The sequence below is a fragment of the Streptomyces sp. DI166 genome, from assembly GCF_900091315.1.
In the GTDB taxonomy this organism is placed as follows: Bacteria; Actinomycetota; Actinomycetes; order Streptomycetales; family Streptomycetaceae; genus Streptomyces; species Streptomyces fuscus.
In genome coordinates this window covers 1-7,593 of the sequence record NZ_FLSP01000181.1, presented here as the reverse complement: position 1 = coordinate 7,593, position 7,593 = coordinate 1, and the positions used below count along the sequence as shown (strand labels likewise).

5 protein-coding genes are annotated in these 7,593 nt (G+C 72.2%); 1 reads left to right on the top strand and 4 read right to left on the bottom strand.

Going from position 1 to position 7,593, the window contains the following annotated elements; all coding sequences use genetic code 11:
- The 4 genes from GA0115233_RS39135 to GA0115233_RS39120 form a co-directional block, all read right to left on the bottom strand.
- Positions 1-1,056 (bottom strand): ATP-binding protein (locus GA0115233_RS39135; protein ID WP_176712106.1); only part of this gene is annotated, 1,056 nt, incomplete at its 3' end.
- Positions 1,057-1,703: 647 nt separating this feature from the next.
- Positions 1,704-2,789, bottom strand: a complete 1,086-nt coding sequence (locus tag GA0115233_RS39130) for a sensor histidine kinase (RefSeq protein WP_093725456.1) — start codon at positions 2,787-2,789, stop codon at positions 1,704-1,706.
- A 645-nt stretch (positions 2,790-3,434) separates the two neighbouring features.
- Positions 3,435-4,754 (bottom strand): sensor histidine kinase, encoded by a 1,320-nt coding sequence (locus GA0115233_RS39125; RefSeq protein ID WP_093725454.1) that lies wholly within the window; start codon positions 4,752-4,754, stop codon positions 3,435-3,437.
- Between the two features lie 4 nt (positions 4,755-4,758).
- A complete protein-coding gene (locus GA0115233_RS39120; RefSeq protein WP_093725453.1) occupies positions 4,759-5,484 on the bottom strand; it encodes a response regulator transcription factor in 726 nt (241 codons plus the stop codon).
- A gap of 202 nt (positions 5,485-5,686) precedes the next feature.
- On the opposite strand from GA0115233_RS39120, the gene GA0115233_RS39115 reads away from it, so the two are divergent.
- On the top strand, positions 5,687-6,895 hold the full coding sequence (locus GA0115233_RS39115; protein WP_093725451.1) for a helix-turn-helix domain-containing protein: 1,209 nt from the start codon (positions 5,687-5,689) through the stop codon (positions 6,893-6,895).
- The last annotated feature ends 698 nt before the right edge of the window (positions 6,896-7,593 follow it).

Genomic DNA, 7,593 nt, shown 5'->3' with positions numbered 1-7,593 from the left:
GGAGGCGGCGCGCTCGGTGAGCGCGGGCCGCGGCGGGTCACCGTGGTCGATCAACCCGTACGCCCGCAACGCCCGCAGCGCGCCGGGTACGTCGGGTGCGCCGAGCCCGACGAACGCGGCCACCCGGTCCACCGGCACCAGTCCCCGGCACACCATCAGTCCGCGCAGCAGGGTCAGCGGCGCCTCGTCCAGCCGGGCGACGGTCTGGGCCGCCAGTTCCGAGCGGGCCGTCTCGATCCCCTCGGCGAACGCCTTCCTGAGCTGTCCCGGGGTCATCTCGCCCGGCTCGCGCCGCAGTTCGTCCAGGGTCCGGCGCAGCAGCCAGGGGTTGCCGCGGCTGATCCGTACGGCGTGCTCCCACCACGGATCGCGCGGCCCGGCCGGCTCGGGCAGTCCCGCCGCGCCGACCAGCGAGCGGACCTCCGCCGCGCCGAGCGGCCCCAGTTCCAGCAGCGGACCTCCGCCGTCCTGGCAGAAGGCCGCCTGGTCGACCAGCGCGGCGCAGCGGTCGGGGAACTCGCCGCGAGTGCCGGTGACGGTCATCAGCACACCGAGCGGCGCCGAGCCGAGCCGCCGCAGCAACGCTCCGATGACCTGCACGGATTCGGCGTCCGCCCAGTGCACGTCGTCCAGTGCGAGCAGCGTCGGCCGGTGGGCGGCGGCCAGCAGGGCGCGGCACCGGTCCGCCACGGAACCCTCCCCGTACGGCGCGGTCCGGGCCGCGGCCGACGCGGAGGCCCGCGGACGCAGTTGGGCCACGAAGGCGTACGGGGTGTGGGCCGAGGGCGCCGACCCGAGCGCGGTGAGTACCTGCACCCCGACCGCGCGGGCGAAGGCGACGCCGCGGCGCAGGAGCTTGCTGCGCCCGCTGCCCGGGACCCCGTGCAGCACGGTGACGCCTGCCTGGCCCGCGGCCAGCCGGGTCACCAGATGCACCAGGGCCGCCTGTTCGGCCTCCCGACCGTACAGCGGCGCGAGTCCGTCCTGCGCGGCGCGCTCGCGCAGGAGGCGGGCGCCGTGAGGGCGCGTGTCTGACGGTGCCGGAACGATATTCACGGTGCCACCGGATGTTCTGTGTGGGGGCGGTCATGGCGGGGGGTTGACGGACGGAGGCGGTGTGACAATGCCGACGCGGCCCGGCGTGCACCAGGACGGGAATAAGCGCTTTCACCGCTCGGTGGGCGGCCGTCTGTTCTGTGCACTTGGTTGGCGTCGGTCACACGCGCAACGTCCGCGATTATAGCTGTCAACTGTGGCTATTGTGTGAACTTCTGGCCCCCGATGAAAGGGCCGAAGTCGTTCTCGGTGTCCTCCGCGAAAAAGGAGAGCGGAGTCCGTCTCGGTCCGCTTTGTTCCCGGTTTGGCCAGTTCATACCGCCCTCAAGGGAAGCTCAAATGTCGATCTCATTTGCCCTCGGACATGTTGAGGGAGTGTGAAGAGCATTCCGCCGGATCGCGGGGAATACAGATCGGTGCGGTGGTCCCCGGGATCTTCTCACGGGTCGGAGAATTTGCACCCGTTCGCAACATCACCGGGCACTCAGTGCCGCATCGTGCGGTGGCGCGGGCGGAAGACGCCGGAGAATTCGGGTAATTGCGCCGTGAATTCTTGATGTTGAATATCTGTCAAAGTCCTTCGGTCGGGATCGACCGGACCCGGCGGCCCGTGCGTGGCACCGAGGGACACCGGGCGGACGGCGCCGTCAGGCGGGCAGCCGGATGCGGAACCAGGCGCCGCGCTCGCTCGGCTCCAGCGTCAGCGTGCCGCCGTGGGCGCCGATGACCGCCGCGGCGACGCTCAGTCCGAGACCGTTGCCGCCGCCGGAGGCCTCCTTCGGCACCGGCGCGGTCGGCTTGCCGCCGTGCACGAACCGGTCGAAGGCTTTCTCACGCAACTCGGGCGGTATGCCCGGCCCGTCGTCGATCACCTCGATGACCCGGTGGCCGTCCTCGTTGCCGAGCCCCAGGACGGTGCGGGTACCCACGGGGGTGTGGTGGCGGACGTTGGCCAGCAGATTGGCGACCACCTGGTAGAGGCGGTCCCGGTCGCCGATCACCGAGTACTGGCCCGGCAGGATGGTGAGCCGGATCGGGTGGTGCGGCGAGGAGGCCTGCGCGTCGGCCACCGCCTCACGGCACAGCCGGGCCAGGTTCACCGGTTCGCGGTGCAGGGGCTGGCGCAGGTCGAGCCGGGCGAGCAGCACCAACTCGTCGAGCAGCGCCGACATGCGCCTGGTCTCGTCGGTCATCCGGTCCATCGCCACGTCGAACTTCTCCGGATCGGCCAGCCCGCCCATGCGGGCCAGCGACACATAGCCGGAGATCGCCGTCAGCGGAGTGCGCAGCTCGTGCCCGGCGGTGGCCAGGAACTCCAGGATCCGCTGCTCCGACCGGCGCCGGCTGTCGCGCTCCCGCCACAGCTGCACCGCCAGCCAGATCAGGGCGGGCAACAGCACGCCGAGCAGCATCAGTTCGAGGAAGGTCGGCGAGCCGGAACGGCGGGACGCGGAGCCGGCGGCCGGGACCGGAGCGGGGGCAGCGGCATGGGTCACCGCGCCGGTGGTGGCGGTGGCCGCGACCGCCGCGTTCACCACGGGGGCAGGTCGCACGGCCACCCCTGCCGCCGCCCGGTGGGCGACAGGCACGGTCTCCCGCGCACTCCCCGGTGCGGGGTGTGCCGCGTAGGAGCGCTGCATGTGCCGTGCGGGCCCCAGGAGTTGGGCCGAGGAACCGGGTAGGCACGCCCCCGCCGCCGCGACAACCGCCACCAGCAGGAGGGCAGTCCCCATGGCCGCCGGTCCGCGCCGTGCCCGTAAGGGGTGCAGAGGCGTGCCCCGCCGGAACGGAGGTCTGTCCAGGAGGCCGTCGATGGAACACCTCACCGTCCGTCCAGGTCGCCGCGTGAAAGCGACGAGAAAAGGCCTTGCTGCCGCACGATACCCAAGTTCGGTGATTCGCAGGGCTACGGGGGTTGGCTCGGATGTTTCGAAGGGCGACGGAAGTTGACAGTCAAACCATCGCAGGTGAGACCGCGTAGACAGGCCTCGACGTGGGCCTGTCCGGACCGGAGAGGGCGCCGCACGTACCGACGGGGCGGATCCACCGGACGAACCGCCGGTGCGCGGGCGGGACTGAGCGCGATGGTTCACGAGCCCCGCGACGATCAAGTGAAACCCCAGTTCATTACGGCGAGTTGAGGTACGGCACGCTCCGTGCACGACTGGATCCCGTCGCGCGGGAAGGGCTGCGGGCGCTTCCCGGCGTCCCGTGCGCCGTCGGACCGCCCGTTGGGGAACGCTAGGGAAATCCCTGGTTTTTCCCGTGATCCACGTGACACGGGCGGGGTGACGGTGGTCACCGCGGGACGCGGGGGAGTGCGGTGGGCGGTGTCCGCCAAGGGCACTTGTCCGCCGGCGGGTCGGTGCGGACACGGCCTAGGAGAGGGCGCCTCGCACCACCGGGGCGGTTTCGAGCCGGGCTCGCTCGTCGAGCGCGGGCAACGTGACGTGGAACCAGGCCCCGCGCTCGGACGGCCGCAGCGAGATCGTGCCGCCGTGCGCCTTCACCACCGCCGCGGCCACGCTCAGGCCCAGACCGCGCCCCCGGGAAGGGTCGCCGTCCGGTGGTGTCGGGGTGTGCCGCGCGCGGAAGAACGGCTCGAAAACGCGCTCCCGGGCCGCCTCGGGAATGCCCGGCCCCTCGTCCACCACATCGATCACCTGGCGGCCGTCGTCCAGCCTGAGCCGTATCTCGGCCGAGGTGTTCTCGGGCGTGTGGTCCAGCACATTGGCGACGAGATGGCCGATCACCTGCTCCAGCCGGTGCCGGTCCCCTTCCACCAGGTGCGTCGGCAACTCCGCGCGGCAGCGCAGGGCGTGCCGGGCGCCGGAGCACCGGGTCCGGGCCACCGCGTCGGCGCACACCTCGGCCAGGTCCACCGGACGCTGTTCGAGCATGCCGCCCTGGCTGAGCCGGGCGATCAGCAGCAGATCCTCCACCAGCCGGTTCATCCGCTGGATCTCGCGCTGCACCTGCTGCATCGCGTGATCGAGGCGGCGCGGGTCGTCCAGGGCGCCGATCCGGGCCAGTTGGGTGTAGCCGGTGATGGTGGTGAGCGGGGTGCGCAGCTCATGACTGGCCGCGCCGACCAGCTCGTGCAGCCGCAGTTCCATCTGCTTGCGCCGCACGGCGCCCTCCTCGATGCGCCGGAGCAGGAAGTTCAGGGTGTCGGCGGTGGACTGGAGTTCCCGCTGCGGTCGCCGGACCTCGGGGAGCCGTGCGGAGGGCTGTTCGCCGCCTTCCGCGATCCGGCGGGCGGCGCGGGTCATCTCCCGGATGGGCACCAGTGTGCGCCGCTTGCACCACAGGGCGCCGAGCAGGAGCAGTACGAACGCCGAGACGGCGAGGGCGAGTCCGGCCTGCGCCAGGGAGCACAGCGCCGTGTGTCCCGAGGCGTCCGTACTCACGGCGGCCGTGGGGGCAACCGGGCTGCCGTGCCGCGGAGTTCCCGCGGCGTGGGCCGCGTGGGCCGGGGGAGCGGGGACGGGCGTCACGGCCATGGCGACGGGTTGCAGCACGGGGTGGGCGTGGAGCCGGTCGTCGGAGGTGAGCGTGGCACACGTCAGCGCGGCGAGTACACCGACGCAGGCGAGGGCGAGGAGCGCCCGGCTCAGCCGGCGGGGTATCCGTCCGGGCGCGGGACGGCTCGGTGCCGCGGCGCGGCGGACCGGCACGGCGCCGGTGGCGGTGGGCATCGGCTCAGTCCTCCGTGACCTGTGCGGGAGGGCTGGTGCGCACCAGGTACCCCGCTCCGCGAACGGTGTGGATGAGGGTCTGGTCGGTGTCCCCGAGCTTGCGGCGCAGGTAGTAGATGTACGTCTCGACGATGCCCGACTCGCCCTGGAAGTCGTAGCTCCACACGTTGTCGAGCATCTGCGCCTTGGAGATCACGTGGTCGGCGTTCTCCAGCAGGTACTGCAGCAGCGCGAACTCCGTCGAGGACAGCTGCACCGGCTGTCCGTGCCGCCACACCTCACGCGTGTCGCGGTCCAGCTCCACCCAACCCGCCCGCAGTCTGCGGTTGTTGGCCGGTGCTATCTCACGGCCGCGGCGCATCACCGCACGGATGCGCGCCACCACCTCGTTGAGGTCGAACGGCTTGGTCACGTAGTCGTCGGCCAGCTCCAGACCGCGGATCTTGTCGGAGACGGCGTCCCGGGCGGTCAGGAACAGTACGGGCGCGTTCACGCCGGTGCCCCGCAGCCGCCGGCAGACCTCGAAGCCGTCCATGTCGGGCAGGACGACATCCAGCAGGATCACGTCCGGGGCATGCTTCGCGGCGTGGTCGAGGGCCTCGGCGCCGCACGCCGCGGTGACCACCTCGAAGCCCATGAACTGGAGCGCCATCGTCAGCATGGAGGCGATGCTGGACTCGTCCTCCACGACGAGCACCGTGGACTTCGCGGACGTGTCGCTTCTGGTCATCGTGTGTGTCGCACCATCGGAGTGAGTCGGACCTGTGCCGCCGATATCTGCTCCCGATATCCGCCGCCGAGTCGAAGGAGACAGGAACCACTTGCCGTTGTGGTCATGATGGCACAGGGGTGATCGAGTGGCTCAGGATTCCGAGCGCTCTCTGAGCGAGCTTTGATGCACCTTTGATGTTCGTGGTCTTTGCTGACCGGACATGAGGACATACGCGGCGGCGACACCCGAGCCTGACCAGCTGTTCCCGGCCGACGGGACCATGGGGAACGACGACGCCGACGACGCTCGGCGCAGAGTGCAGTGGGAGCTGTTCTCCGCTCTGACCGAGGTGGTTTCGGGTCAGGGGGACTGGAGCACCGAGAGCGCGGCCCGGATCCGCGGCGAGGGCCGTGCCTGGGCGCGACGCGGCGGATCGGTCGACGAACTGCTCGCCATGCTACGCACGATGACGCGTCGGCTCATCAACCACCTCACCGTCGGCGGCCAGGAGCAGGACTTCCTCAAGTACGAGGTCACCGTGCTGCGCCTGGGCGACGCGGGACGCCGGGTCGGCCGCGAACTGAGCTGCGGCTTCTTCGAGATCGCGGCCGACGACAGTGCCTGCGCCGACACCGAACCGCCGCGGCCGGAACCTCCGGCGGCGGACCCGGCACCCACCCCCGACACCTGCGCGGTGCTCGGCGTCCGCGCGCCGTCCTGCACCCGCGCCGACATCGAGCGGGCCTTCCGGGGCCACGCCGTCGCCACGGTGCTCGGCTCGCCCGAGGGCGCGCATGCGCTGCTCAGCGCCGCCGACCAGGACGAGGCGCTCGCGCTGGCCCGCGCCGCCCACCAGGACCTCCCGGGCGAGGTGTGGATCGCCGTCCACTGGCAGGACTCCCACGCCGGTCGCGACGGCGTACGGGAACTGCCCGACGACAGCGGACTGTCGGTCGTCGACGGCATCTGCACCACCCTCCTCGCCCTGGGCTCACCGCCCGGTGTGTACGAACTCGACGACGTCCTGGTCGAGTACGGCGCCGCGGCCAACCCCGCCGTCTCCGAGCGCCTCGTCCGCATGGTCGAGCCACTGCACGAGCACCCCGTGCTCTGGGACACCCTCGCGGCCCTCATCGCCGCGGACGGAGTACGCCACCGGGCCTGTCTGCGCCTCGGCATCCACCGCAACACCCTCGACCGCCGCCTCCAACGCATCGCCCTGCTGACCGGCCAACGCCCCGACGGACTGCGCGGCCTCGCCACCCTGCGAGCGGCCCTCGCCGTCGTCGCGGTGACCCGCCTCCAACACACCGCCCGCCTGGCCGGCCACACCCCACCCCCCGCCCGCCCCCACCCCCCACACCTCGAACTCCCCACCCCCCACCCCACGTTCACCCCACTCCCACGCATCGCCGCAGCGGCCTTCTGACACAGCGCACGTCAACTCCCCGTCCGACCCTGACGCCACCCGCGTCCACGCGCCCGCCAGGCTCACCCGGACCGACCGCCCGGGAGCCCCCGGCCCGAGCGCCCCTCGCCGGAAACCCCGGCCGGCGCCCCACCCGGCGCCGGAAACCCCGGCCTACGCTCCACCCGCCCCGGAAACCCCGCCCGGCGAACCGCTTCCCCCCGGCACGTCCCGGCCCCGGAGACCCCACCCGGAAGCCCGGTCCTGTTCCCGCAGCCCCACCCCCGGCTGCCGCCCCGCGCGACCACCGTCGCCACACTGCCACCCCCGCGCCTGTCCGGCCGACCACGGCCAGTCCCCCGCAGGCCACCCAGACCCAGGTCACCCAGACCCAGGTCACCCAAGCCTCAGCCCACCTCTGCCACCGAGGCGCCCCAATTCACCCAGGCCCCGCCGTCCGCACGCCCACCCCACCCGCGTGCCGCTCCATCCCGGGCTCACCTGCCCGAACCCGGCCGTACGACCGTGCCGTTCACCCTCTCCGGCACAGCGAAGGCCGTACAGCCACGCCCGTCACCCCCTCGGCACAGCGAAGGCCGTACAGCCACGCCCGTCACCGCCTCGGCACAGCCAAGGCGGCCGTACTCCCGCGCCCCCGGCCCCGGCCAAAAGCCCAGCCACGCGCACCGACCCCGCACGAGCCCACCCCGCCCGTGTGA